Here is a 23,972-nt window from a genome sequence, read left to right as displayed (position 1 = left end):
TTACTCCGCTTTGGCGTCAGCTGGCGCTGCGTTGCCCTGTTCAGGGCTACCCGGCTTCTTGACGTTGGTGGCGTCGCTGACCTTGACCTCGACGCCAGGGCGCACGTACTGCAGGCCTTCGGTGATCAGGCGGTCGCCCGGGTTCAGGCCTTCCTCGATCAGCCAGTCGCTGCCCAGGGTACGGTTGGCCTTGAGCTGGCGCAGCTCGACCTTGTTGTCCTTGCCGACCACCAGCGCTGTGGGTGCGCCTTTGAGGTCGCGGGTTACACCCTGCTGCGGGGCAAGGATGGCATTGGCGTTGACGCCGGCCTTGAGCCGTGCGTGCACGAACATGCCTGGCAGCAGCGTGTGGTCAGGGTTGGCGAAGATGGCGCGCAGGGTCACCGAGCCGGTGGTTTCGTCCACGGCCACTTCCGAGAATTCCAGGCGGCCTTCCTGCTTGAACAGGCTGCCGTCCTCCAGCACCAGTTGCACCGAGGCGGCGTTGTCGCCGGCCTTCTGCAGTTGGCCGCTTTCAAGGTCACGGCGCAATTTGAGCAGTTCGGCAGTGGACTGGGTGACGTCGACGTAGATCGGGTCCAGTTGCTGGATGGTGGCCATGGCGTTGGTCTGGCCATTGTTCACCAGCGCGCCCTCGGTCACCGCAGAACGGCCGATCCGGCCGCTGATCGGTGCCATGACCTTGGTGTAGCGCAAGTCGATCTGGGCGCTCTTGAGCGACGCTTCTGCCTGCAGGCGCTTGGCATTGGCGTCATCGTATTCCTGCCGGGAAACCGCCTGTTCATCGATCAGCTGCTTGTAGCGATCGGCCAGCGAGCGGGTCGCCTGAAGGTCGGCCTGGGCATTGGCCAGGTTCGCCTCGTACACCGCAGGGTCGATCTGGTACAGCTGCTGGCCCTGCTTCACCTCGCTGCCTTCCTTGAACAGGCGCTTGAGGATGATGCCATTGACCTGCGGGCGCACTTCGGCAACCCGGTAGGCGGTGGTGCGCCCCGGCAGCTCGGTGGTCAAGGTGAAAGCCTGGGGCTGAAGGGTGACGACGCCGACCTGAGGAGCCTGCGCTGCGGGCGCTGACGCTTCTTCTTTCTTGCAGCCACTGAGCAGGGTTGCCAGGGCGACGGCGGAAACCAGAGCGGTAACGGCTGGCTTGAATTGCATGAGTATCCTCGGGGCGCTGGAGCAGGGAGACGCTCAAGAGTAGTGGAAGAGTCTTGATCCGGATAACAGGTTACCCGGTGGATAAATAGCTTGCTAAGGAATATACTTACATTCATGGTTGTTTGTAAATACCGCTGAGTTGTACTCCGTTACCACTACAGCCCTTGATTAGCTTGATCCGTGAGGCCCCCAGCAGAGGTGCCCCGGAGCCCCGCACGCAGTCTCACGTGTGGGCCATATGAGGTTGTACTGCCATGGTCCGTCGAACCAAAGAGGAAGCCCAGGAAACTCGCGCCCAGATCATCGAGGCAGCGGAAAAGGCTTTCTACAAGCGCGGGGTCGCGCGAACCACCCTGGCTGACATCGCCGAACTGGCGGGTGTGACGCGCGGGGCGATCTACTGGCACTTCAATAATAAAGCCGAACTGGTGCAGGCGTTGCTCGATAGCCTGCACGAAACCCATGACCATCTTGCACGCGCCAGTGAGAGCGAAGACGAAATGGACCCGCTCGACTGCATGCGCAAGCTGTTGCTGCAGGTGTTCAACGAGCTCGTGCTCGACGCCAGAACCCGGCGTATCAATGAGATTCTGCATCACAAGTGCGAGTTCACCGATGATATGTGCGAAATCCGCCAGCAGCGCCAGGCGGCGGTACTGGATTGCCATAAAGGCATCACCCTGGCCCTTGCCAATGCCGTGCGCCGTGGCCAACTGCCCGAAAGGTTGGACGTGGAGCGCGGGGCGGCGGCGATGTTTTCTTACATCGACGGCCTGATCCGGCGCTGGCTGCTGCTACCCGAAAGCGTGGACTTGCTTGGCGACGGTGAAAAATGGGTTGATGCCGGTCTGGATATGCTGCGCTTGAGCCCGGCGATGCGCAAATAACACTTTGTTAAGGTTTGTGAGGGCATATTTCCCCCTGCTTTGGTGATGGCTGCTAGCGGCCGCGTAGTTGGCGGTCCGGCAGGGCCACCGCTACCAGCACCCCCGCCAGGCTGACGACCGCGCTGCCCATCAGCAGGTGGCGGAACGTGGCCAGCAAGCGTGCCTGGGTGTGCGGGTCGACCTGGCCAGCCTTGAGGCTGCCCAGCAACGGGTTGTCCAGCAGCGCGAAACCGCCCTGATGGAGCAGGGCGAGCAGCAGGCTGGACATGCACGCCACGCCCATGGCGCCCCCAAGCGAGCGGAACAGGTTGGTGGTGCTGGTGGCCACGCCGATGTCCCGCATATCCACCGCGCTTTGCGTACCCACCAGCGAAGTCGGAAATTGCAGCCCGCAGGCGATACCGGTGATCAGCATGAATAGCGCACTCGACAGCCCCGCCTGGGGTGGGGTCAGCGCCATGGCGAAGATGGCGCACGGCATCATCAGTGCGCCGGCAAGAATCTGCGGCTTGTAGCGCCCGGTCAGGGAGGTCAGGCGCCCGCCGGTAAATGCACCGATGGGCAAACCCATGGCCAGGGGCAGCAGGTGCAGGGCCGCACTGTCGGCGCCACTGCCGGTGATGCCCTGATAGCGCAGGGGCATGAGCATGGTCAGGGAAATGGACTGGAAGCTGGCGAAGAAGATCACCGCCCAGCACAGCACCGCCACCCGGTTGCCGAACAACGCCAGGGGCAGCAATGGCTCGGCGCAGCGGCGCTCATGGGCAACGAACAGGGCCAGGCCCATTACCGCGCAGGCGAACAGTACCAGCACGGCGGGGTCGGCCCAGGCGTGGCCTTGCCCGACCAGGGTTATGCCCAGCAACAGGCTGCCCAGGCCGAGGATCAGCAGCACGGCGCCCAGGTAATCCACCCGAGCCTGGCGGTGCTGCACCGGCATGCCAGCCAGTGCCCGGTGGATCGCCCAGAGCGCCACCGCCCCCAGCGGCAGGTTGATCCAGAACACCCAGCGCCATGACAGGTATTCGGTCAGCCAGCCGCCCAGCACCGGCCCGGCCACGCTGGCGACCGCGTACATGCTGCTGAAATACCCCTGGTAGCGGCCACGCTCGCGCGGTGGCACGAAGTCGCCGATGATCGCCTGGCTTACCGACACCATGCCGCCGGCGCCAACCCCTTGCAGTACCCTGGCCAGTACCAGTTGCTGCATGTCCTGGGCCAGGGCGCAGGCGATCGAGGCCAGGGTGAACAGGCTGATGCCGGTCAGGATCATGCGCCTGCGCCCGTACAGGTCTCCGAGCTTGCCATAGATCGGCACCGCGACGGTCATCGCCACCATGTACCCCGAGATGACCCAGGCCAGCAGGCCGACGTCGTCGAACTGGGCAGAGATGGCCGGGAGCGACACGGCCACGATGGTCTGGTCCAGTGCGCCCAGGAAAATGGCCAGCATCAGGGCAGTGAGCACGTTGCGCAAAGCGGTAGGGGGCAGGGCGGCGGTCACGAATTTACCTTGTCTGTCGATGGCAGGCTTCGACACGCAGTGATGCGTTGAAGGACGCTGGATTGTAACCCGACTTAGGTAGCTTCCTATGTACTATCAGCATCGCCTATGCAAGATCGGCATTGGCGCATTCATCCAGTGCACCATGGCCGCGTGATATCGTTGGTATGCCAGAAGCCCCAGAGGCCGCGTATTGCACCAGCTTGGTGCGTTATTGCCAGTCATCGCCGAGCTCTCTGGCTCCCGCACCTATTATTCCTCTGCCTGCATGTCGAACATGGCCTTGCGCTGATGGCAAGGTTCGATACAGGTCAGGCAAACCCGATTCAGGGGTCTGTAGTTACCGTTCAAATTTCTTCAATAGTGGAGTGATCATGCCCAAGGCTTCCCATCAAGATCTGCGTTTTGCCTTCCGCGAGCTGCTCGCTTCAGGTTCTTGCTACCACACCGCTTCGGTGTTCGACCCCATGTCGGCGCGCATCGCCTCGGACCTGGGCTTCGAGGTGGGCATTCTGGGTGGTTCGGTTGCCTCGCTGCAGGTGCTGGCTGCACCTGACTTTGCCCTGATCACCCTGAGCGAATTCGTCGAGCAGGCCACCCGCATTGGCCGGGTGGCGCAGCTGCCGGTACTGGCCGACGCGGACCACGGCTATGGCAACGCGTTGAATGTGATGCGTACCGTGATCGAGCTGGAGCGGGCAGGGGTTGCCGCGCTCACCATCGAGGACACGCTGCTGCCCGCGCAGTTCGGGCGCAAATCCACCGACCTGATTTCGGTCGAAGAAGGGGTGGGCAAAATTCGTGCGGCCGTGGAGGCGCGCGTCGACGCGTCGCTGTCGATCATCGCCCGCACCAATGCCGGCGTGCTCAGCACTGAAGAAATCATCGTGCGTACCCAGAGCTACCAGAAGGCCGGTGCCGATGGCATCTGCATGGTGGGGGTAAAGGACTTCGAGCAGCTGGAGCAGATTGCCAGCCACCTGACGGTGCCGCTGATGCTGGTCACCTACGGCAACCCCAACCTGCGCGATGACGAGCGCCTGGCGCGCCTGGGCGTGCGCATCGTGGTCGATGGCCATGCCGCCTACTTCGCGTCGATCAAGGCCACCTACGACTGCCTGCGCTTGCAGCGCGGCCAGCAGAACAAGTCGGAAAACCTCAGCGCCACCGAACTCTCGCACACCTATACCCAGCCTGAGGACTACATCCGCTGGGCCAAGGAGTACATGAGCGTCGAGGAGTAACCTTGCGCCGCTGGCGCGGGGTCAGAGGTCTGCGTCCCACGCCGGCTCGTCCTTGAAGCGCTGCGCAAGAAAATCCAGCATGCTGCGCAGCGTTGCGGGCATGTGCTTGCGCGAGGTGTAGACCGCATTCAGGCTCAGCTCCCGTGGCTTGGCTTTGGGCACCAGGCGAATCAGCTGCCCGTTGCGCAAGGCATCGGCAGCCTGATAGGTGGGCAGCATGGCGATGCCTGCGCCGGCAAGTGTGGCCTTCTGCAGCGTCATTGCCTCATTCGCGCTGATATTGCCCGACACGGGTATGGCCACCTGCTGCCCGCCCACCTCGAAATGCCACAGGCCATGGCCGAAGTAGGCATGGGTGAGGCAGTTGTGGCGGGTAAGCTCTTCGACGCGCTGGGGCGTGCCGTGCTCACTGAGGTAGGACGGTGCGGCGCAGATCACCGACCGGCACACGCTGAGCCTGCGGGCAATCAGGTTGGGGTCCAGATCATTGCTGGTGCGTATCGCCAGGTCGATGCGTTCGTCCACCAGGTTGACGGTGCGGTCGAGCATTTGCAATTCCACGTTCACCCCTGGGTAGCGGCGCACGTAATCGGCTACTGCATCGGCCAGCTGAGCCTGGCCAAACGACGTGCTCACGCTGATGCGCAGCGCACCGCGTGGCGCGTCATCGGGCTGCTGCACGGCGCTTTGCAGGTCTGTGGCCATGTCCAGCATCTGCCGGCAGCGTGGCAGCACCTCTTCGCCGGCGGTGGTAAGGCTCAGCTTGCGCGTGGTGCGCTGCATGAGCCGCGCGCCCACCCAGGCTTCCAGTTCTGCCAAGTAGCGTGACACTACAGGCCGCGACAGTTGCAGATGATCGGCCGCCGCCGATTGGCTACCCAGGTCGACCACGGTGACGAAAACGCGCATTGCGGTAAGGCGGTCCATGATTTGCTCGATTCCAGAAACAAACTATGTCGCAGGATCGCATTTTTTGTACTGGTTACGGCAACTATGCTCTGGGGCATCGCCAATCTGAAAGGTTTCCCCCATGCCCCTTCTCAACACCTTACGCGTGATGCTTGTGGCCTGCCTGGCGCTGGCCGGGCAGGCACTGGCTGCTGCCCCTTTGCAGTTGGATGTCTACAACCCCGGCGAGCAGGCCATCTTCCCGGTGAGTTCGGTCATCGTCAGCGGCGAGCACGATGCCGTGCTGGTGGACGCCCAATTCGGCAAGGCCCAGGCCGAGCAACTGGTGCAGCGCCTACGCACAAGTGGCAAGCGCCTGACCGCCATCTACATCAGCCATGGCGACCCCGACTATTACTTTGGCCTCGACACGCTGACCCGGGCCTTCCCGCAGGCCAAGGTGCTGGCATCGGCGCCGACCGTGGCGCATATCCGCCAGACCATGGCTGCCAAGCTGGCCTACTGGGGGCCACAAATGGGCGCGGACAAACCTGCAAAGCTGATCGTGCCGCAGGTGCTGGCAGGTGATCGCCTGATGCTGGAAGGCCAGGCCCTGGAAGTGCGCGGCCTGGGCGGGCCGCAACCGGACCGCAGTTATGTCTGGATACCTTCGATCAAGGCCGTGGTGGGCGGGGTGGTGGTGTCTGAAAACATCCATGTGTGGATGGCCGATACCCAATCGGCGCAGTCCCACCAGGCCTGGCTGGCGACCCTGGCCGCTATCGAGGCGCTGGCGCCCGAAACGGTTGTGCCCGGCCACTACCTGGGCACCGGCAGCCGGTCACTGGCAGCTGTGCGCTTCACGGCAGGCTACATACGTGACTTCGATGCCGAAACGGCCAAGGCCCACGATGCTGCGCAACTGATTGACGCCATGAAACAGCGTTACCCGGGGCTGGCCGACGAGAGTTCGCTGGCGCTCAGTGCCAAGGTCGCCAAAGGCGAGATGAAGTGGTAACCCGAACTTACTGAAGGAGCATGACCCATGAGCAACATAGCAATCATCGGTGCGACTGGCCGTGCCGGCAGCCAGTTGGTGGCGGAAGCCTTGCGCCGTGGCCACAGTGTGTTGGCCATCGCGCGAAACCCATCGGCCTTGCAGGGCCGTGAAGGGGTCACGGTGCAGGCGCTGGACGTGAACGACAGTGCTGCGTTGCAGGCAGCGCTGACGGGCGTGGACGCGGTGCTCAGCGCTGCACACTTTGCCAGTATCGAACCCGAGGCCATCATTCAGCCGGTCAAGCGCGCAGGTGTGAAGCGGCTGTTGGTGGTCGGTGGCGCCGGTAGCCTGCTGTTGCCTTCCGGGCAGCGGGTAATCGACAGCCCGGACTTTCCGGAAGCCTACAAGGCCGAGGCCAGTGGTGGGGTGCGGTTTCTTGAGGCGTTGCAGCAGGAAACCGACCTTGACTGGACCTTTCTGTCGCCCTCGGCCGAGTTCGTCGAAGGCGAACGTAGCGGGCACTACGTGCTCGGCAAGGACCACTTGCTGATCGGGGCCGACGGCAAAAGCTGGATTACCTTTGCCGATTATGCAATTGCCTTGCTCGATGAACTGGACACCCCCCGGCATTCGCGTCAGCGCTTCACGGCCGGGTATTGATCCGCAGGGTCAGTGCTGGCACAGGCCTGCAGCCACGCCAGCAACTCGACCAACCCAGGTGCCAGGCCCTTGGCCTGGCTGACCAGGTAGTAGCCCTTGCCGGTCATCACCCTCAAGGCGAACGGCGTACACAGGCGCCCTGCGCGCAGGTCTTCGCCGATCAGCGCCCAGTCACCGATGGCAACGCCCGTGCCTTGCGCAGCCATGGCCATGGCCATGTCCAGCGTCTCGAAATGCTGTTTGTGCCCTCGACCGCTCAGGGTCAGCCCGGCGGCCTGCAGCCAGGCATGCCAGTCCCGCTCGTCCCGCGACGGATGCAGCAGCATGTGCTGGCCCAGGTCCTGGGGCTGCAACAAAGGGGGTAGGCCTTGGCGTAGCGACGGCGCGCAGACCGGGGTGAGTTGCTCATCGAACAGCTTGTACGCCCGCAGCCCCTGGGGCGGTGCAGCGCCATAGACCACTGCGGCATCGAAGCCTTCCCGGTGCAGGTCCACGCCATGCTGCACGGTGGTGGTCAGTTCCACCGGCACCTCCGGGCGCAGGGCCTGCCATTGCATCAGGCGCGGCAGCAGCCAGCGCATCACACAGGTCGGCGCCTTGAGTTGCAGGGTGCTGCTGTGCCCAGCCACCTCACGTACACCCTGCTCGATGAGGGTAAACACCTGCTGTACCCGAGGCAGCCAGTCGAGGCCTTCGCGGGTCAGGCTCAGGCCTCTGGCCTGGCGCTGGAACAGCGGGTAACCCAGGTGTGCTTCCAGGGCCGCGATCTGGCGGCTCACAGCCCCTTGGGTGATATGCAGCTGCTGGCCAGCGCGGGTGAAATTGCAGTGCTGGGCAGTGACCAGAAACGTGTGCAGTGCAGGCAGAGGAGGTAAGCGATTCATAGGAAGCAGCCATGATTTCAGGACATGGCAAGTATGTGTATTTTTGCATTGTGCGGGTAGGCCATCGTTGCGTCCAATAAGCCCTTGTCCGATGCATCAACAGGGTGGAAGCGCATGGCAACTTGTGGCGAAGTGTTGGTGAAGTGGCTTGAGGCTTATGGCGTGGACCATGTTTTTGGCATTCCCGGTGTGCATACGGTCGAGCTGTACCGTGGCCTGGCGGGTTCCGCCATCACGCACATTACGCCACGCCATGAGCAAGGCGCAGGCTTCATGGCCGACGGGTATGCCCGTACCCGGGGTCAACCTGGGGTGTGTTTCATCATCACCGGGCCAGGCATGACCAATATCACCACCGCCATGGGCCAGGCCTATGCGGACTCCATCCCGATGCTGGTCATTTCCAGTGTGCAGGCCCGCAACCAACTGGGCGGTGGCCGTGGCAAGCTGCACGAGTTGCCCGATCAGGGCGCACTGGTCGCGGGCGTGGCTGCGTTTTCCCACACCTTGATGAGCGCGGGCGAGCTGCCCGCGGTGCTGGCGCGGGCGTTTGCGGTGTTCGAGGGCGCGCGGCCACGGCCTGTTCACATCGAGATCCCCCTGGACGTGCTGGTGGAGCCTGCCGACCACTTGCTGCCGGCAAGGCCGGTGCGTACCCACAGGGCGGGGCCTGCACCACAGCCCTTGAGCCAGATGGCCGACCGCCTGGCAGTGGCCAAGCGGCCACTGCTGCTGGTCGGCGGCGGTGCCCTGGCGGCGGGCGAAGCGCTGGCGCAGTTGGCCGAGCATCTGCAGGCACCCGTGGCCTTGACTATCAACGCCAAGGGCCTGTTACCTGCCGCCCACCCGCTGCTGATCGGTTCGACACAGTCGCTGCAGGCCACCCGTGCACTGGTGGCGGAGGCCGATGTAGTGCTTGCCATTGGCACCGAGCTTGGCGAAACCGATTACGACGTGACCTTCCAGGGTGGCTTCGAAATCCCAGGCAGTCTGCTGCGCATTGATATCGACCCTGACCAGACCGTGCGTAACTATGTGCCAGCGCTTGCCCTGGTGGCAGACGCCAGGTTGGCCCTGGAGGGGCTGCTCGCTGCCCTGCGCGGCCGGCAGCCTGTGTACCAGGCGGGGTGGGGTGCTGACCGGGTGGCGGCACTGCGCCTGGCCGTGGCTCGGCAATGGGACCAGGCTACCTTGAGCCAGACGCGTTTGCTGACAGCCACGCTGCAAAGCCTGCCGGATGCCATTCTGGTGGGCGATTCGACCCAGCCGGTGTACACCGGCAATTTCACCTTGGACATGGACCAACCGCGGCGCTGGTTCAATGCATCGACCGGCTACGGCACCCTGGGTTATGCATTGCCTGCCGCGATGGGGGCGTGGCTGGGTAGTGCGGTCAAAAGCGAAGACCGCGCGCCAGCGGTGTGCCTGATTGGCGACGGCGGGTTGCAGTTCACCTTGCCGGAGCTGGCCAGTGCGGTGCAGGCGCAGGTGCCGCTGATCGTGCTGTTGTGGAATAACCAGGGCTATGAAGAGATCAAGAAGTACATGGTCAACCGGGCCATCGAGCCGGTCGGGGTAGACATTCATACCCCCGACTTCGTCGCCGTGGCTCAGGCGCTGGGTGCGGCGGCTCAACACGTGGCCGATGTGCCGCAATTGCACACAGCGCTGGCCCAGGCGGCCAGACGCAGCGGCCCGACGCTGCTGCACATCGACCAGCAGCAGTGGCAGCAGGCTGTGCCAGGCTGAAGGCCGGCCTAGCCGGCACTGGAGCGCAGGCGTGCCACGTCGCGGATCGGTGGCGCGCCATACAACCGGCTGTATTCGCGGCTGAACTGCGAGGGGCTTTCATAACCCACCCGATAGGCCGCCACGGCGGCTTCCAGCCCGTCATTGAGCATGAGCCTGCGGGCCTCCTGCAGGCGCAACTGCTTCTGGTACTGCAGCGGGCTCATGGAGGTCACTGCCTTGAAGCGGTGGTGCAAGGTGGAGGTGCTGAGGTTGACCTCACGGGCCAGGTCCTCGATGCGCAGCGGCAGCTGGAAGTTTTCATTGAGCCAGCTGATTGCCTGGCACACCCGGTGGGTCTGGCTGTTGGCCAGGGCGATTTCGTACAGCCGATAGCCTTGGGGCCCGCGCAGTAAACGGTAGAGGATTTCCCGCCGAAACAGCGGCGCCAGCATGCCGATGTCCCGTGGGCTGTCCAACAGGCGGATCAGCCGCAATAAGGCATCGAGCAATGCAGCGTCGGTCTTTTCCACGTACAAACCCCGCCCCGAAGGCCGGTTAGGCACCAGCATCGGCCCGCTTTCGGCGATCAGCTGGCTGATCTCGGCAGGGTCCAGGTCCATGCGCAGGCCCAGGCTGGGGTTCTGCGGGCTGGCATCGAGCTTTACCGCACTGAGCGGCAAGGTCACCGACACCACCATGTAGTGCAGCGGGTCGTAGGCATATTGCTCGTCGCCCAGAAACAGGCTTTTGCTGCCTTGCGCCAGGATGCACAGCGCAGGTTGGGCCAGCGTGGGCACCGAGCGTACGTTCTCGGTGTAGCGCACCAGGTACAGGTTGTCGATGGCCGAGGCGGGCCCGTGGGGATCGCCGGCATGGCGGCCGATCAGCGCGGCCAGCTCCTGGCGATGGGTTTCCAGATGCGGGTCTAGGGGCGGGGCGGTGGTCATGGTGGCATTCCTCTGCTGACCGACGCAGCATAGGTTTGGGCAACACATGAAGCTAGTCGAATACTGCACGCCGATTGCCTGATCCTGCAGCGCGGCAGGATCAGGCAATCGGCGTGCAGTATTGGCCTAACGTGAACGGCCGGTGGCGCTCTAACCTTGCCAGCCTGGCTTACCCGACCGCCGCTTCAGGGAGATGGTGCAATGACGCTCAAACAACCGGTCACCCACCTTGCTTTCATCCGCGCCAGTAACGGCCGCTCGGCCGAGCTGGGCGCCCGCTTGCGTGACTTGCTCGAACCTTCGCTGGGCGCCCCGGGTTGCCTGAGCTTTACCGTGCAGCGTTCCCAGGCCGATGCCGACCTGTGGTTGCTCAGCGGCAGCTGGCAGGACCAGCAGGCGATGAACGGCTATTTCGCCTCGCCTACCCTGCAGGTGTTCGGTGAGCTGGTGCAGGCCGAAGTGGTCAGCAGCCTCGACCTGCACACCTTTGGCTGACCGGTGGCACGCGACAGCCGCGTTGCCGGGCTGCTTGGCGTAACATGACGGCTCTTTCAACCACGCGGAAAGCACTATGGCACGTAGGGAGTTTGCACAATTCGAGGCAGTTTCGGCGATGGTGCCGGTGGACGGCGGGGGCTACTACGCGGCCATCGCGGTGAAGGCGCTGGGCATGGGCGGCGCACCGCGCTTCCACAAGGTGCTGGAGGGGCAGGTGTTCAAGGGCGCCGTGGCTGCCGATGAAGCGGCCACGGCCGAGTTGCAGCGCCTGCAAGGTGTGAGCGGAGCAGGCGAGCTGATCTGGTGATCAGGCCTGCGGCCTGGCCATCTTGAACAGGTTGCCCAGTTCGAAATAGTCCGCTGGGCCGCCGCCACGCAGGATGGGTTCGGCGGCAGCGGTGTCGTAGATGCCGTCCTTGAGCAGGTGCTCGGCAATATGCACGGCCACCACCTCGCCCAGGATCAGCCAGCTGGGCACCGGCTGCTGGTCAGCACGCTGCAGTTGCACGATCTGGGTTACCTTGCACTCGAAGGCCACCGGCGTTTCGCCTACCCGCGGCACCTTGACGATGCGCGACGGGGCGGCCGTGAGCCCGCTCAGTTCGAACTCGTTCACTTCCGGCAGTACTGCCGCACAGCTCTGGTTCATCTGCTCGGCCAACGGCCGGGTTGCCAGGTTCCAGACAAACTCCCCAGTCTGCTCAATGTTGTTCAGGCTGTCTTTGCGCCCCACGCTACAGAAACCGATGATCGGCGGGATGTAGTTGAAGGCGTTGAAGAAGCTGTAGGGCGCCAGGTTCAGGCGGCCCTGGCGGTCCTGGGAGGAGATCCAGCCGATCGGGCGGGGGCCAACGATGGCGTTGAAGGGGTCATGCGGCAGGCCGTGGCCTTGTGCGGGTTCGTAGTAGTACATCGGTGCTGGGCTTGCCGGCCCACCTCCTGGGTTGACGGGCCCCTAGTGTGCCAAGGCTGCGGCCGCCTGCAAATCATCAGGCAGCGCTGTAGGGTCAGCTGATGCGGTGGCCATGGGTGCGATCGAAGCCATCTTCTGCGAAGCGCTGGGCACCGGTGCGGTCAAAGCCGTCTTCTGCGTACCCGGACGCCTGTGCCTGAGGCGCTGCAAAACCGTGCGCCTTGGTACGGTCGAAACCGTCTTCGGCATAAGCGCCAGCAGCAGACAGCGACAGAACGAGGGCAAGAAGGGTGTGGATTTTCATAAGGGCTACTCCAATGAAGGGGTGACTGTGTAGGTATGCATCACATTTTACGCCCACAATGTTGATTGTTAAGCGCATAAATCTGCGTTAAATAATCGTATAATTCGATATGTTAGTGTGCTCAAGTGCCTGCCATCGCGTGAGCGGCGGCGATTCACAAGATGCTGGGGCAAATGATTATTCAGCCTGGGTAGTATCTGGCTGTGGAATTAATCGAGTATTAAGGGGTAGGCACAACGAAAAAGGGCGCTCCATCACTGGAGCGCCCTTTTCCGTTGTTACCGGCAGAGATCAGTCGGTGGTGATCCGGGAGTGCTGCTTGGTGTCCTTCATGGTGGCGTACACCAGCAGGGAGCAGGCGATGCACCCTGTGACGTACCAGTAGAACCCGCTTTCCATACCCGCGCTCTTGAACCACAGCGCCACGTATTCAGCGGTACCACCAAAGATCGACACCGTCAGGGCGTAGGGCAGGCCGACACCCAGGGCGCGGATTTCGGTGGGGAACAGTTCGGCTTTTACCACCGCGTTGATCGAGGTGTAGCCGCTGACGATGATCAGTGCCGCCATGATCAGGAAGAACGCGCCCCACCAGGTCTGGATAGTGTGCAGGGTGCTGAGGATCGGTACGGTGAACAGCGTGCCCAGTACACCGAAGGCAATCAGGATGGGGCGGCGGCCGATCTTGTCGGACAACCCGCCAATCACCGGTTGCAGGCACATGAACAGGAACAGCGTGGCGGCCGAGATGGTGGTGGAGTCACTGATGCTCATGCCCACCGTATTCACCAGGTACTTCTGCATGTAGGTGGTGTAGGTGTAGAACGCCAGGGTGCCGCCCATGGTCAGGCCGACCACGGTCAGCAGTTCCTTGGGGTGGCGCATCAGGGTGCGCATCAGGCTTTCCTTGGCCTTTTCCTTCTTGGTGAACGAGGCGGTTTCTTCCATGCCGCGACGCAGGTACAGGGCCACCACGGCGCACAGGGCACCGATCACGAACGGTACGCGCCAGCCCCAGGCATACAGCTGCTCGGTGGTCAGGGTTTGTTGCAGGATAATCAGCACAGCCAGGGCGATGAGCTGGCCGGAGATCAGCGTGACGTACTGGAAGCTCGAGAAGAAGCCACGGCGGTCCTTGCTGGCCATTTCACTGAGGTAGGTGGCCGAGGTGCCGTATTCGCCACCCACCGACAAGCCCTGCATCAGGCGCGCGATCACCAGCAGAACGGGGGCAGCAACGCCTATGGTTTCGTAACCGGGGGTAAGGGCGATGACCAGCGAGCCGGCGCACATCAGCAGTACCGACGCCATCAGCGCCGCCTTGCGGCCCTTGCGGTCGGCGTACAAGCCCATCAACCAGCCGCCGATGGGGCGCATCAGGAAGCCTACGGCGAAGATCGCTGCGGTGTTGAGCAATTGTGCGGTGGAGTCGCCCGCCGGGAAAAATGCCTTGGCGAAGTACAGCGAGAATGCTGCGTAGACGTACCAGTCATACCATTCGACCATGTTGCCGATGGAACCGCTGAAGATCGATTTGAGGCGGCTGGCGGTGGTTTTTTCTGCGGCCGGCGCGTTGGCCGCCCCGGCTGGCAGGGAGGTGGCGTTATCCATCAGGGATACCTTCTCGTTGTTTTTGTGAAGCGCGCCTGGGCGCAGCTGGCACTGGTGATTGCAGAAGGTGTGCCAAATGGGGGCGCAGTGACCCGTCTTTGGGCATTTGAGGGGCGGTAGCCCTTACCAGCACTGCGCCTGGGGTGTGGCCAGTGGCGCAGGCCAACGGCCAGATGTGGGTGGCCCTACACCTTGTGCAAGCAAAAATCCGCTTATAGGGCTGCCTGAGTAGGCGGATTTCCGCTTATTGGCTCGACAAGAAATCTTCTCGTAGCAAGCCGTGGCGCTGCATCTTTTCGTTGAGGGTGCGCCTGGGAAGCTGCAGGTCGTCCATCACGGCCTTGATCTCGCCCCCATGCTGGCGCAGCGCTGCGCGCAGGCACTGCGCTTCGTAGGCTTCCATGCGCTCGCTCAGGGATTGACCTGCCGGCACAGGGTCAAGGGTGGGTGAGCCAAGCCCTAGCGCATGACGCTCTGCCGCGTTGGCCAGTTCGCGCACGTTGCCCGGCCAGTCATGGGTGAGCAGCTGGGCCAACTGTGCGCCAGACAGGGGCACGGCATTGCGGCCCAGCTTGTTGGCAGCGGCGGTGGCAAAGTGCTCGAACAGTACGGCGATGTCTTCGCGCCGTTCGCGCAAAGGCGCCAGGCGCAACTCGGCAACATTCAGCCGGTAGGCAAGGTCTTCGCGAAAGCGCCCGGCCCGTGCCTCTTCGAGAAGGTCGGGTTTGGTGGCCGCGATGATGCGCAGGTCCACGCTGATGCTCTGGTTGGCGCCCAGGCGTTCGATTTTCTGCTCTTGTATCACCCGCAGCAGCTTGGCCTGCTGCGCCAGCGGCATGCTTTCGATCTCGTCGAGAAACACCGTGCCGCCGCTGGCGTACTCCAGCTTGCCGATGCGCTTGCCCTGGGCGCCCGTGAAGGCACCGCTTTCATGGCCGAACAGCTCAGCCTCGAACAACGCTTCCGGAATGGCCGCGCAGTTGAGTGCCACAAAAGGCTTGTCGCCCCGTGGGCCAAAGTCATGCAGGCAGCGCGCCACCCGCTCTTTGCCACTGCCCGTCTCGCCACGGATCAGCACATTGACGGGCAGGCCTGCCAGGTCGAGCAACTGGCGGCGCAGCAACTGCGTGCTTTGAGCCATGCCAAGCAAGCTCGCCTCCAGCCGGGTCTTGAGGTCGGCCTGTTCGTGCAGGCGGCGGTTTTCCAGTACCAGCTGGCGTTTTTCCAGGGCGCGGCGCAGGCTGCCCAGCAGGTGTTGCGGGGTGAATGGCTTTTCCAGAAAGTCATAAGCACCGCTGCGCATGGCGTCCACGGCCATTGGCACATCGCCATGGCCGGTCAGCAGGATCACAGGCAGGTCGGGGTCGGCTGCCTGCAGGCGTTCCAGCAACTGCAGGCCATCCATGCCCGGCATGCGGACGTCGCTGATGACCACCCCGGGGAAGTGCGCTGGCAGCTGCGCCAGGCACTCGTCGGCACGGGCGAACAGCTGCACATTGAAACCGGACAGGCTCAGCCACTGCTCCACAGCGCTACGGATGCTGGCCTCATCGTCGATGACGATCACTGAATTCATCATGCGGGCTCCAGGTCACGGGGCAGGGTCAGGCTAAGGCAGGCGCCGCCAGGCACGTTCTCTGCCTGTAGCCGGCCACCTGCGTCATGCACGATGCCATAGGATATCGCCAGGCCAAGCCCCAGGCCTTCGCCTACGGGTTTGGTGGTGAAGAACGGCTCAAAGATTCTGGCCAGGTCGGCCTCGGCGATACCACCGCCTGAGTCCAGAATACTCAGGCGCCACAGCCCGGCTTGCGGTTCTATGCGGATTTCAAGGCGGCGGTAGCCTTTGTCGGCCATGGCGTCCAGGGCATTGCGCAGCAGGTTTATCAACACCTGTTCCAGGCGGATGGCATCGCCCCGCACCCAGGCCGGGCGCGCCAAGTACAGTGCCAGCTGGATGCCTTCACTGTGGATGCGGGTTTCCAGCAGGTGCAGGGCCTGGTCGACCACGGTGGCCAGGTCCAGCCGCTCGCGCAGGCCACCCGGGCTGTTGCGGGCGAATGTTTTCAGGTGGCTGGTCAGGGACGCCATGCGGGTCAGCATCTGCTCAAGGGGTTCGAGGGCCTGGCGCGCTTCATCGTAGCGCCCATGGTCCAGCAGCAGGCGCAGGGTTTCCAGCTGCATGCGCTGGGTCGTCAGCGGCTGGTTGATCTCATGGGCCATGGCCGCAGACATCTGCCCCAGTGCCGCCAGTTTTGCCGTTTGTACCAGCCCTTCCTGGGCGGTGCGCAGCTCCCGGGTGCGCTCCTCGACCTGGCGCTCAAGCTCGGCGCGGCTGCGCTGGCGCAGGCGGGCAATACGCAGGCGCTGGCTGACGAACAGCGCCGCGAACACCAGGCTGAGCCACACGGCAGCTGCGCCCAATGCCGCATTGCGGGCATCCGGGCCTACCTGGGGCTTGCGCAGCAGGTGCAGGGCCCAGCGTTCGCTGTCCAGCGGCAGGGTTTCCCACAGGTAATCGGCACTGCCTTGGGGGCCCTGCACGCGGCTGAGGGTGCTGTTGGCGGCAAACCGGGTGAGCACCTGATGGGGCAGGGGCACAAGGGGTTGCTTGTCGTACTGGCGGGTTTCAGCCAGTTCGGCACGGTCGGCACCGGTCAGCGGCTGCAGCTCCCGGTAGCGCCAGCCGTCCTGGTTGGCAATGAAGGTGATGCCGCGGGCATCGCTGACCAACAGAATGTCGCTGCCTTGGCGCCACTCACGCTCAAGCTCTGGAAACTCCAGTTTTACAACCATGGCGCCGAGAAAGCGGCCCTGTTCGTCGAGCACCGCGCTCGACAGAAAATACCCCGGTACGCCACTGGTCACACCCACGGCGTAGAAGCGACCGTTACCCTGGTTGCGGGTCTGGGTGAAATAGGGCCTGAAGCCATAGTTGGAGCCCACGTAGCTGGTGGGTAGCCGCCAATTGCTGGCAGCGATGGCCAGCCCGGTGTGGTCGAGCAGTTCGAGGGTGGACGAGTTGGCCGCGCCGTTGATCCGTTCAAGCTTTCGGTTCAGGGCGTCTTGCACCTGGTCGTCGACAGGGCCGCGCAAGGCGGCGATCAGTTCCGGGTCCAGTGCCAGCACCGCAGGCAGCGCCCTGTAACGGTCGATCAGGGTGTGCAGGGTATTGGCGTACAGGCCCAACTGCTGGCTGGCAAGCCGGGCGTCGGCCTCCATGGCCTGACGCTTGGCGTGGTGCATGGCCCAGCCCGCGCTCAGCACGGTGCCCAGCACGATCAGCAAGGTGATCAGCCCCAGACGCAGGGCGCGGAAGGTGAAGGGCATCGGGTCAGGTCCGGTGGTTGGCTATCGGGGCGGCCTACTCAGTCAAAGCAACTCGAAGCCCTGTTGCTGCACTGCCTCGGCGTCCAGCCCCACCTGCACGTTGAACTCACCCGGCTCGGCAACCCGCTGCAGTTGGCCATTATAGAACTTCAGGTCGTCTTCGCGGATGGCGAAGGTCAACTGCCGCGTTTCGCCGGGCTGCAACATCACCTTCTGGAAGTGCTTCAGCTCTTTGACTGGCCGGCTCATCGACGCGGTTACATCCTGCAGGTACAACTGCACCACGGTCTCGCCGGCAACCTTGCCGGTGTTTTTCACCGTCACCTTGGCCTGCAGGGTATCGCCGCGCTTGAACTGCTTGTGCGAAAGGTCAAGCCCCGACAGTTCGAAGCGGGTGTAGCTCAAGCCGTAACCGAATGGGTACAGCGGGCCGTTGGGTTCCTCGAAGTACTGCGAGGTGTAGTTGCCCGGCTTGCCCGGCGTGAACGGCCGGCCGATACGGGTGTGGTTGTAGTACATCGGGATCTGCCCGACAGACCGCGGGAAGGTGATGGGGAGCCTGCCGGACGGGTTGTAGTCACCGAACAGCACATCGGCGATGGCGTTACCCCCTTCGGTGCCGGCAAACCAGGTTTCCAGAATGGCGTCAGCCTGCTCCCGCTCCCAGCCGATGGACAGCGGGCGGCCATTCATCAACACCAGTACCAGCGGTTTACCGGTGGCCTTCAGCGCCTTGATCAGTTCACGCTGGCTGGCCGGGATCTCGAGGGTGGTGCGGCTGGACGACTCGTGGGACATCCCACGCGATTCGCCGACCACCGCCACCACCACGTCCGACTGCTCGGCCGCCTTGACCGCTTCGTCGATCAGCACCGCAGGTGGCCGTGGGTCGTCGACGATTTCCGGGGCATCGAAGTTCAGGAAATTCAGGTAGTCGAGGATCGCCTTGTCACCGGTCACATTGGCGCCCTTGGCGTAGACCAGCTTGGCCTTGCCCTCCACAGCCCGGCGCAGGCCCTCGCGCACGGTGACCGAATGTTCAGGCCTGCCATCGGCAGCCCAGCTGCCCATCATGTCGATGGGGGCATCGGCCAGGGGGCCGACCAGGGCGATGGTGCCGGCTTTTTTCAGCGGCAGCGCCTGGTTACGGTTTTCCAGCAGCACCAGGCTGCGCCGCGCCACGTCCCGTGCGGCCTCGCGGTGCAGGCGGTCGTTGCCGTAGTAGTCCTTGAGGTCGGTTTCAGCGTTGCCGATACGCACGTACGGGTCCTTGAACAGGCCCATGTCGTACTTGGCACCGAGCACTTCACGCACGGCCTGGTCAAGCTCGCCCTGGCTGACCTCGCCGGTTTTCAGCAAACCTGGCAGTTCCTGGCCGTACAGGGTGTCGTTCATGCTCATGTCGATACCGGCCTTGATCGCCAGCTTGGCGGCTTCACGGCCATCGCGGGCGACACCGTGGCGGATCAGCTCCTGGATGGCCCCATGGTCGCTGATGGTGACACCTTTGAAGCCCCACTCCTTGCGCAGCACATCGTTCATCAGCCAGGTGTTGGAGGTGGCCGGCACGCCGTTGATCGAGTTCAGCGCCACCATGACGCCGCCAGCTCCGGCATCCAGCGCGGCGCGGTAGGGCGGCAGGTAGTCGTTGTACATTTTGGGCAGGCTCATATCGACTGTGTTGTAGTCGCGCCCGCCTTCCACGGCGCCGTACAGAGCGAAGTGCTTGACGATAGCCATGATGCTGTCGGGGTTGGCCGGGCTGCTGCCCTGAAATGCGCGCACCATCACCTGGCCGATTTTCGAGGTCAGGTAGGTGTCTTCGCCGAAGCCTTCGCTGGTGCGGCCCCAGCGCGGGTCACGGGCGATGTCGACCATCGGCGCGAACGTCATGTCCAGCGCATCGGCCGCCGCCTCGATGGCGGCCGTGCGGCCAACCTTGGCGACGGCGTCCATGTCCCAGGTGGCAGCCATACCCAGGCCGATAGGGAAGATGGTGCGCTCGCCGTGGATGGTGTCATAGGCGAAGAACATCGGGATCTTCAGCCGGCTGCGCATGGCCGCGTCCTGCATCGGGCGGTTTTCCGGGGCCGTGCGTGAGTTGAAGGTGCCACCGATGCGGCCTGCGGCGATCTCTTCGCGGATTTTCTCGCGGGGCATTTCCGGGCTGATGCTGATCAGGCGCAGCTGGCCGATCTTCTCGGCTTCGGTCATCTGGCTGACCAGGTGATCGATGAACGCCCGTTTGTCTTCAAGGGGCGGCGCGGGTGTGGCGGCAAGTGCCGCCTGGCTGGCAAGGCCCATGGCCAGGCCCAGCAAAGACAGTTTCATCAATGAATTCCGTTGAGGGCCTGTGCCGTATCCAGCGTGATACGTGCGCGGCCGAAGTTTTCGGGCGGCTATTGTTGTACGATTTGCAGGCATCTCTTCCAGCGGCGGATTATGCCTGAATATCTCGCCCGCGGACGAAGCCCCGCAAGCCGGGACAACAACTATAAGAACGCTCAAGAGAACGACGGCATGACCCCTCTCGACCTGTACCATCAGCGCCAGATCGCCGAAGCCATTGCCCGTGCCGAGCAGCGCACCGACGCCGAGCTGGTCACGGTGCTGGCCCGGCGCGCCGATGACTATGCCTACCTGCCGCTGTTCTGGGCAGCCCTGTTGGCGCTGGCGGTGCCTGGCATGCTGCATTGGCTGCTGGGCTGGCCCAGCGTGCGCGGCCTGATCGTCGCCAACGTCCTGCTGTTCATCGTGTTGTGCCTGCTGCTGCGCAGCCCGCACGTTGCCAGCCGGCTGATGCCGCGGGTGTTGCGGCGCTGGCGTGCTTCGCGGCTGGCCCGTCAGCAATTTCGCGTGCTCAACCTGCAGCGCACGGTAGGCGCTACCGGCGTGTTGATCTTCGTCAGCGAGGCGGAGCAACATGCCGAGATCCTGGCCGACCAGGGCGTCGCGTGCTTTCTCGACGGTGCAGCCCGCGGCGCCCTCGTCGCCCGCCTGGCCGAGCAGGTACGCGGTGGCCAGACCCTGCAGGGTTTTGTCGAATGCATCGATGCGTGTGCAGAACTGCTGGGCCAGCATGTGCCGCCTACCCATGCCCGCAACCAGTTGCCCAACCGGCTGGTGATCCTCGACTAGCGCGCCAGCGGGCGAAGGCGACAAGGTGTAGAATGCGCTCCCCGCTATTCGAGGCACCGTTTTCCCATGTCTGCCAGTACCTCCACGCCGGATGCACGCGTCCGGTTTCTCGACCTGCTCGGCACTGCCCTGCAGGGCAACACGCTGGTAAAGCTGGTGCTGGCGCGCCCTGTGGGTGCCGACCCGACCTTGCAACGCATCATTGCCAAGCCGCTGTCGGTGAAGGGTCAGCCGTGCCTGTCGCTGGTCTATCGCCACCAGACCCGCGACATCACCCGCAACCTGCCCTCCGAGCAGGCGCTGGCGTTGATGGCCGAACTGCTGCCGGGCAGTTTTCGCAATGCGCACCTGTTCGATGCCGAGGGAGAGGTGCAGCTTACTTTCAGCAAGAAAGGCAAGCCCATGCTGCAGCGTCACGGCGCGCAGGCTCCACGAGAGGCGGTGGTGGATAACGGCCATGACCGGGAGAAGAAGCGTTACCTGGCGCTGTCCCGGCCGTTCCTGCGCGACCTGGGGGTTACCGACGCCCATGGCGCGCTCATCCCGTCGATGTCGCGCAAGTGGAAGCAGATCAACAAGTTCATCGAGGTGTTCGACCACGCCCTGGCCAGCGCCCCGGTACCGGCCGGGCAGACCTTGCGGGTGGCAGACTTTGGTTCTGGCAAGGGCTACCTGACCTTTGCCATGCACGATTACCTGCGCAATACCCTGGCCCGTGAGGCAAAGGTGACCGGGGTGGAACTGCGCCAGGACATGGTCGAGCTGTGCAACGCCGCTGCTGGCCGCCTGGAGCACCCGGGGCTGGAGTTCCAGTGTGGCGATGTGCGCAGCGTGGTGCCCGAAGCCATCGAGGTGATGATCGCCCTGCATGCCTGCGATATCGCTACGGACTATGCCATCCACACCGGCATCCGTTGCAACGCCGCGATCATCATGTGCTCCCCGTGCTGCCACAAGCAGGTGCGCCCGCAACTGCAAAGCCCGGGGCTGCTGCAACCCATGCTGCAATACGGCCTGCACCTGGGCCAGCAGGCCGAGATGCTCACCGACAGCCTGCGCGCGCTGTACCTGGAGGCCTGTGGTTACGAGACCAAGGTGTTCGAGTTCATCTCGCTGGAGCACACCAACAAGAACAAGATGATTCTTGCGGTGAAACGGCGGCAGCCCGTGGACAACGGTGCGCTGTTGGAGAAGATTGCCCAGCTCAAGGCATTCTACGGCGTGCAGGAGCATTGCCTGGAGACGCTTCTGCGGGCGGACAGGCTGCTTTAACACCCCATGCTCGTACGAAAGATGTAGATGGCAGATAGGAATAATCCGAATTTTCCTTATCGACCCACCCACGCCTATTCCTACGCTAGTGTTGCATGTCCATAGAGGTTGTCAGTTGACAACCCTTGCGCACATGCCACACTCGAGGACGCTGATGTCACGGCCCATTCATTCCAATAAGGAAGTCGAGGCTGCGCTGCGATACGCACAGTCGAGGGGCTGGAAAATCAGGGTTGGGGTGGGCATTGTTGGGGGAAAATCTATTGCCCTTGGAATAATTCCGATTGTAGGTGCGGTGAGTTCTGTATCACCAGCATCTGGAGCACGCCCAAAAACCCCGGTAATTTTGCCCGTCAGATTAAACGTACAGTCGATAACTGTTCAGGCCGCTGCGCAGTCAATAACACTGTGGACTCAAAGATAGAGTGATGAGTATGGAGTATGAATTCACACTCAAGTACCAATTGAGTAAGCCATACGATGCTGACGCTCTTCTTGAGCGCCTTGCTGAAAACGGGTGCGACGATGCTTTGATCGGTGTGGGCCAGCCGGGGCGACTGGCATTGGCTTTCATTCGCGAATCGGGCTCTGCCGATGAAGCCCTGCAAAGCGCGTTACAGGATGTCTATCGTGCAATACCGTCTGCTCGCCTGATCGAAGCGACCCCGGACTTGGTCGGGCTTACTGACGTCGCTGACCTGATAGGCGTTTCTCGTCAGAACATGCGGAAATTGATGCTGGCCCATTACAGTGATTTTCCTGCGCCCGTGCACGAGGGCCGTACCTCACTCTGGCACCTTGCGGATATTCTGGTCTGGCTCAGAAAGCGAGAGACCTATGCCATAGGACAAGGGGTTTTCGAGTTGGCGCATACGGCGATGGCGATCAATATCTCAAGCGCCTACGACCGCCTTTTCGGTGCAGCCCATTCGGCCCGCTGATCACGAATTGAAACCCCGGGGCACATCAATCGCCAGCGCCGCCTGCCCCAATGGATGCGTAGCGGCATCAAAGAAGTGAACCGGTGTGTGTGCCAAGCCCTCCAGGCGGCTCATGAAGTGCCGCTTCTGGTTGATCACCGACGCCTCCCCCAATGGCCGTATGGCGATGGCCAGGTGCTTGGGCCTGGCCTGGCGGATGGCGTCCAGCAGGTGCTGGTCGCTGCTGTCCAGGTGTTGCCCGAACAGGCAGACCCCATCCTGTTCCCCAGCCAGTTGCCCCAGGCACCAACTGAGGTAATCCGAGTTGCGGATGGCCCGCAGTTTTTTGTCGCTGCGGTCTTCGTTGACGAACAGGGGCACCTCACCGGGGGTATTCACGGCGAAGCCTTGGAGCAGCTCCGCGCTGCTGGCACTGCGCTGCCGTGTGGTGCCGTCGGGCAGCTTGAGCAAGTGCATGCCGCCGTGCAGGTGCAGTACCCGGGTGCCTTCGCAGGCTGTGCGGCGTACATCGAAGAAGCCTTGTTCGTCGAACAGTTCGGCGAAGCCCTGCGGCGCGTGTTGCAGGGCCCATGGCAACAGCAGGTCGTAGTTGCTGGTGTACACGCTGCGATAGCTGCGCAGGGCCTGGTTCAGGGTTGCCAATGTAGCAGCGGGCACCAGCGGCCATGGCAGGTGCACGGTACGTACGGCGTGGATCAGCGCTTCCTTGATCGAATAGTAACGGTTCAGCGGCGCTGTGGAATTGATGGCCAGTGCAGCGTTGGTGCGCACGGTGGCATTAAGCGCGCTGAGCACGGGTTCGAACAGCTCCGTACCCAGGGACTTGAACAGTGCCTGGTCGCTGATCGCCAGGCCTTTCTTGCGGCCGGCGCGCTGGGCTTGCTCGTAGAGCGAGAAATAGCTGAATGGCTTCCACAGCGCACGGCTGGCGCCGTTGCCCACCAGCAAGGCAGTGCAAGGGTGCTGGGCGGCAAGGTCTGGCCAGGGTAGGAGGGTGGCGTCGAGTGCGGGCATGCTGAAGTCCGTTGGGCGAAGCGGGAACGGCAGGACTTTAACATGCCA

General features: G+C 63.3%; 21 protein-coding genes and 2 pseudogenes. 11 read left to right on the top strand and 12 right to left on the bottom strand.

Annotated features, from left to right (window positions below; all coding sequences use genetic code 11):
• Positions 1-1,158: an efflux RND transporter periplasmic adaptor subunit gene (locus PPA02S_RS13910; protein ID WP_028635106.1), complete on the bottom strand. Its 1,158-nt coding sequence runs from the start codon at positions 1,156-1,158 to the stop codon at positions 1-3.
• 254 nt (positions 1,159-1,412) lie between these two features.
• Here PPA02S_RS13910 and ttgR point away from each other — a divergent pair, with 254 nt between their 5' ends.
• Complete coding sequence (gene ttgR, locus PPA02S_RS13905; RefSeq protein WP_028635105.1) at positions 1,413-2,045, top strand: efflux transport transcriptional regulator TtgR; 633 nt, start codon at positions 1,413-1,415, stop codon at positions 2,043-2,045.
• A 52-nt stretch (positions 2,046-2,097) separates the two neighbouring features.
• On the opposite strand, the gene PPA02S_RS13900 is transcribed toward ttgR, so the two are convergent.
• Entirely contained in the window at positions 2,098-3,549 is a 1,452-nt protein-coding gene (locus PPA02S_RS13900) for an MDR family MFS transporter (protein ID WP_028635104.1), read from the bottom strand.
• Between the two features lie 374 nt (positions 3,550-3,923).
• On the opposite strand from PPA02S_RS13900, the gene PPA02S_RS13895 reads away from it, so the two are divergent.
• A complete protein-coding gene (locus PPA02S_RS13895) occupies positions 3,924-4,793 on the top strand; it encodes an isocitrate lyase/PEP mutase family protein (protein WP_028635103.1) in 870 nt (289 codons plus the stop codon).
• A gap of 21 nt (positions 4,794-4,814) precedes the next feature.
• Here PPA02S_RS13895 and PPA02S_RS13890 read toward each other — a convergent pair whose 3' ends face one another.
• Entirely contained in the window at positions 4,815-5,720 is a 906-nt protein-coding gene (locus tag PPA02S_RS13890; RefSeq protein WP_028635102.1) for a LysR family transcriptional regulator, read from the bottom strand.
• A 103-nt stretch (positions 5,721-5,823) separates the two neighbouring features.
• Here PPA02S_RS13890 and PPA02S_RS13885 point away from each other — a divergent pair, with 103 nt between their 5' ends.
• Positions 5,824-6,699 carry an MBL fold metallo-hydrolase gene (locus PPA02S_RS13885; protein ID WP_028635101.1) on the top strand — a complete coding sequence of 292 codons (876 nt, stop codon included), beginning with the start codon at positions 5,824-5,826 and terminating at the stop codon, positions 6,697-6,699.
• 27 nt (positions 6,700-6,726) lie between these two features.
• Positions 6,727-7,341 carry an NAD(P)-dependent oxidoreductase gene (locus tag PPA02S_RS13880; protein ID WP_028635100.1) on the top strand — a complete coding sequence of 205 codons (615 nt, stop codon included), beginning with the start codon at positions 6,727-6,729 and terminating at the stop codon, positions 7,339-7,341.
• Here the strand turns inward: PPA02S_RS13880 and PPA02S_RS13875 are convergent.
• Entirely contained in the window at positions 7,317-8,225 is a 909-nt protein-coding gene (locus PPA02S_RS13875; protein WP_028635099.1) for a LysR substrate-binding domain-containing protein, read from the bottom strand. The genes PPA02S_RS13880 and PPA02S_RS13875 overlap by 25 nt on opposite strands.
• A 114-nt stretch (positions 8,226-8,339) precedes the next feature.
• Here PPA02S_RS13875 and PPA02S_RS13870 point away from each other — a divergent pair, with 114 nt between their 5' ends.
• Complete coding sequence (locus tag PPA02S_RS13870; protein ID WP_028635098.1) at positions 8,340-9,974, top strand: 5-guanidino-2-oxopentanoate decarboxylase; 1,635 nt, start codon at positions 8,340-8,342, stop codon at positions 9,972-9,974.
• An 8-nt stretch (positions 9,975-9,982) separates the two neighbouring features.
• Here the strand turns inward: PPA02S_RS13870 and PPA02S_RS13865 are convergent, their stop codons facing one another.
• Positions 9,983-10,903 carry an AraC family transcriptional regulator gene (locus PPA02S_RS13865; protein ID WP_028635097.1) on the bottom strand — a complete coding sequence of 307 codons (921 nt, stop codon included), beginning with the start codon at positions 10,901-10,903 and terminating at the stop codon, positions 9,983-9,985.
• Positions 10,904-11,104: 201 nt separating this feature from the next.
• Here PPA02S_RS13865 and PPA02S_RS13860 point away from each other — a divergent pair, with 201 nt between their 5' ends.
• Positions 11,105-11,398: a putative quinol monooxygenase gene (locus PPA02S_RS13860; RefSeq protein ID WP_028635096.1), complete on the top strand. Its 294-nt coding sequence runs from the start codon at positions 11,105-11,107 to the stop codon at positions 11,396-11,398.
• A gap of 76 nt (positions 11,399-11,474) precedes the next feature.
• Positions 11,475-11,708 (top strand): hypothetical protein, encoded by a 234-nt coding sequence (locus PPA02S_RS13855; RefSeq protein ID WP_028635095.1) that lies wholly within the window; start codon positions 11,475-11,477, stop codon positions 11,706-11,708.
• Here PPA02S_RS13855 and PPA02S_RS13850 read toward each other — a convergent pair whose 3' ends face one another.
• From PPA02S_RS13850 to bglX, 6 genes and pseudogenes are all read right to left on the bottom strand, one after another.
• The gene (locus PPA02S_RS13850; RefSeq protein ID WP_028635094.1) at positions 11,709-12,314 is read right to left on the bottom strand and encodes a flavin reductase family protein; all 606 of its coding nucleotides are present in this window, start codon (positions 12,312-12,314) and stop codon (positions 11,709-11,711) included. It abuts the gene before it with no gap.
• Between the two features lie 97 nt (positions 12,315-12,411).
• A pseudogene (locus PPA02S_RS13845) lies at positions 12,412-12,618 on the bottom strand (heme utilization protein); the annotation flags it as partial.
• A gap of 291 nt (positions 12,619-12,909) precedes the next feature.
• Complete coding sequence (locus tag PPA02S_RS13840) at positions 12,910-14,229, bottom strand: MFS transporter (protein WP_028635093.1); 1,320 nt, start codon at positions 14,227-14,229, stop codon at positions 12,910-12,912.
• 244 nt (positions 14,230-14,473) lie between these two features.
• Positions 14,474-15,808: a sigma-54-dependent transcriptional regulator gene (locus PPA02S_RS13835; RefSeq protein ID WP_028635092.1), complete on the bottom strand. Its 1,335-nt coding sequence runs from the start codon at positions 15,806-15,808 to the stop codon at positions 14,474-14,476.
• Positions 15,805-17,559, bottom strand: a complete 1,755-nt coding sequence (locus tag PPA02S_RS13830; RefSeq protein ID WP_028635091.1) for a sensor histidine kinase — start codon at positions 17,557-17,559, stop codon at positions 15,805-15,807. The genes PPA02S_RS13835 and PPA02S_RS13830 overlap by 4 nt, the downstream gene beginning before the upstream one ends.
• A gap of 42 nt (positions 17,560-17,601) precedes the next feature.
• Complete coding sequence (bglX, locus tag PPA02S_RS13825; protein ID WP_028635090.1) at positions 17,602-19,893, bottom strand: beta-glucosidase BglX; 2,292 nt, start codon at positions 19,891-19,893, stop codon at positions 17,602-17,604.
• A 186-nt stretch (positions 19,894-20,079) separates the two neighbouring features.
• On the opposite strand from bglX, the gene PPA02S_RS13820 reads away from it, so the two are divergent.
• From PPA02S_RS13820 to PPA02S_RS13810, 4 genes and pseudogenes are all read left to right on the top strand, one after another.
• The gene (locus tag PPA02S_RS13820) at positions 20,080-20,697 is read left to right on the top strand and encodes a TPM domain-containing protein (protein ID WP_028635089.1); all 618 of its coding nucleotides are present in this window, start codon (positions 20,080-20,082) and stop codon (positions 20,695-20,697) included.
• A 66-nt stretch (positions 20,698-20,763) separates the two neighbouring features.
• Positions 20,764-21,969, top strand: coding sequence for a class I SAM-dependent methyltransferase (locus PPA02S_RS13815; RefSeq protein ID WP_028635088.1), 1,206 nt, complete (start codon positions 20,764-20,766; stop codon positions 21,967-21,969).
• 154 nt (positions 21,970-22,123) lie between these two features.
• Positions 22,124-22,398: pseudogene (locus PPA02S_RS23355) on the top strand (hypothetical protein).
• A gap of 5 nt (positions 22,399-22,403) precedes the next feature.
• Positions 22,404-22,910, top strand: a complete 507-nt coding sequence (locus PPA02S_RS13810) for a helix-turn-helix transcriptional regulator (protein WP_028635087.1) — start codon at positions 22,404-22,406, stop codon at positions 22,908-22,910.
• On the opposite strand, the gene PPA02S_RS13805 is transcribed toward PPA02S_RS13810, so the two are convergent.
• Positions 22,911-23,924 (bottom strand): DUF4917 family protein, encoded by a 1,014-nt coding sequence (locus PPA02S_RS13805; protein WP_028635086.1) that lies wholly within the window; start codon positions 23,922-23,924, stop codon positions 22,911-22,913.
• Positions 23,925-23,972 lie beyond the last annotated feature (48 nt).

The organism is Pseudomonas parafulva NBRC 16636 = DSM 17004 (assembly GCF_000730645.1).
GTDB classification, from domain to species: domain Bacteria; phylum Pseudomonadota; class Gammaproteobacteria; order Pseudomonadales; family Pseudomonadaceae; genus Aquipseudomonas; species Aquipseudomonas parafulva.
This window is presented reverse-complemented; position numbering and strand designations above follow the sequence as displayed.